Origin of the sequence: Streptomyces phytophilus (assembly GCF_013870535.1) — a bacterium.
In the GTDB taxonomy this organism is placed as follows: Bacteria; Actinomycetota; Actinomycetes; order Streptomycetales; family Streptomycetaceae; genus Streptomyces; species Streptomyces phytophilus.
The window spans coordinates 1-2232 of the sequence record NZ_JACBXC010001012.1 but is presented as its reverse complement, the minus strand read 5'-3'; the positions used below and the strand labels follow the sequence as shown (position 1 = coordinate 2232).

Below are 2232 nucleotides of genomic sequence, written 5' to 3'. Positions count from 1 at the left end.
CGTTCGTCGGCGGGCTGCTCATCGCGCTGGGCGCCGGGTACGCGCTGGGGGCGACCTGGGTCGCGTACGCCGCCGCGGCGCTCGTGCTGCTGCTGCTCGTGGGGCGGTTCCGGGCGGGTGCCTCCGGTGCTGAGGGCGCCTCCGGTGCCGGGGGTGTTGCCGCGTACGAGGGCGGCCGTGAGGCTGCGGCGCCCGCCACCACCGTCAACGGGCAGATCGCCGAAGGGCTGCGCTACCTCTGGCAGCACCGCCTGCTGCGCTCCCTCTCCCTCATCCTCACCGTGCTCTCCGGCACCTGGGGCGCCTGGCTCGCGCTGATCCCCCTCTACGCCACCCGCGACATGGGCCTGACCGCCGGCGAGTACGGCGTCCTGCTCAGCGCCCTCGGTATCGGCGGGCTCCTCGGCGCCGTCACCGTCGCCTGGCTCAACCGGCTCCTGGGCCGCCGCCGCGTGATGCTCGCCGACCTCCTCGGCACCGCCGCCATGGCCGCCGTCCCGGCGCTCACCGCGGACGCGCGCGCCGTCGCCGCGGCGGCGTTCCTCGGCGGGCTCGGCGGCACGCTGTGGACGGTCAACAGCCGCACGGTCATCCAGCGGGCGGTGCCGGACGCGATGCTCGGCCGGTTCAGCTCCGCGAACCGGATGTTCGCCTGGGGCGCGATGCCGCTGGGCGCCGGGCTGGTGGGGCTGCTCGCCGAGTTCGCCGGGCCGCGGGCGGCGTTCGGCTTCTTCGCGGTGGCCTCGGCGCTGACGGTGCCGTTCTTCCTGCGGGCGGCGGCCCGGGGCGCGGACGCGCTGCGCTGAGGGCGTACGGCACGGCCCGCCGGAAAATTCTTCCCGCGGGATGTCGAGAACCGGCGCGCGGCCGCGTCCCAGGGATGAACGCGGCCCACAATGGGCCGTATCCCGGCAAGGAGAAGATCATGGCGAAGTACCTGCTGCTCAAGCACTACCGCGGCGCGCCGGCGGCGGTCAACGACGTACCGATGGACCAGTGGAGGCCCGAGGAGGTCACGGCCCACATCCAGTACATGCGCGACTTCGCCGCCCGGCTGGTACCTGATCGCCGGCTGGATGGTGATCGACGTCGAGACCTACGACCGCGCGCTGGAACTGGCCGCCGAGCTGTCCGCGGCGCCTGGCGCGGACGGCAAGCCGATCCACGAGTGGCTGGAGATCCGCCCGGCGTACGGCGTGCAGGCCACGGCCACCGAGTGAACGAGTCGCTGCTGCGGGAGCTGGTGCCCGAGGTCATCGGGGTTCTCGTCCGCCGCGGAGCCGACTTCGCGGCGGCCGAGGACGCCGTACAGGAAGCCCTGGTCGAGGCCGTGCGCGGCTGGTCGGACGACGACGCGCCGCGGGACCCCAAGGGGTGGCTGATCACGGTGGCGTGGCGCAAGTTCCTCGACGCCGTACGGGCCGACACCTCCCGGCGGCGGCGCGAGGAGCAGGTCGACGCGGAGCCCGTACCGGACGGGGGCGGGTCCGTCGACGACACGCTCCAGCTCTACTTCCTGTGCGCGCACCCGTCCCTGACGCCGGCCTCGGCCGTCGCGCTGACGCTGCGCGCGGTCGGCGGCCTGACCACGCGGCAGATCGCGCGGGCGTACCTGGTGCCGGAGGCGACCATGGGCCAGCGGATCAGCAGGGCCAAGCGGACGGTCTCCGGGGTGCGGTTCGACCGGCCCGGGGACCTCGCGACGGTGCTGCGGGTGCTCTACCTGGTGTTCAACGAGGGCTACTCCGGCGACGTCGACCTGTCCGGCGAGGCGATCCGGCTGACGCGGCAACTGGCGGCCGTGACGGGTGGGATGGGCGGGTCCCGGGCCGCGGGTGCGGGTGCGGGTGCGGGCGCGGGTGAGGGCGGTGGCGGTGGTGGTGCCGAGGAGGTCGTGGGGCTGCTGGCGCTCATGCTGCTCCACCACGCGCGGCGACCGGCGCGTACCGCCCCCGACGGCAGGCTGGTGCCGCTCGCCGAGCAGGACCGCGGGCTGTGGGACACCGGGCTGATCGCCGAGGGCATCGGGATGCTCCAGGCCGCGCTGGCGCGCGACCGGCTGGGCGAGTTCCAGGCGCAGGCGGCGATCGCCGCCCTCCACGCCGACGCGCCGACGGCGGGGGAGACGGACTGGGTGCAGATCGTCGAGTGGTACGACGAGCTGGTACGCCTCACCGACAGCCCGGTGGCCCGGCTCAACCGGGCGGTCGCGGTGGGCGAGGCCGAGGGCGA

The 2232-nt window shown here is 74.9% G+C and carries 2 protein-coding genes and 1 pseudogene; all 3 read left to right on the top strand.

Annotated elements, in window-relative coordinates; translation table 11 throughout:
• Positions 1–806, top strand: an 806-nt coding sequence (locus H5J30_RS28385) for an MFS transporter (RefSeq protein WP_181790143.1), incomplete at its 5' end; no start/stop codon positions are given.
• 119 nt (positions 807–925) lie between these two features.
• Positions 926–1220: pseudogene (locus H5J30_RS28380) on the top strand (YciI family protein).
• The coding region (locus H5J30_RS28375; protein ID WP_181790142.1) for an RNA polymerase sigma factor at positions 1217–2232 on the top strand (1016 nt) is incomplete at its 3' end. The pseudogene H5J30_RS28380 and the gene H5J30_RS28375, both read left to right, overlap by 4 nt.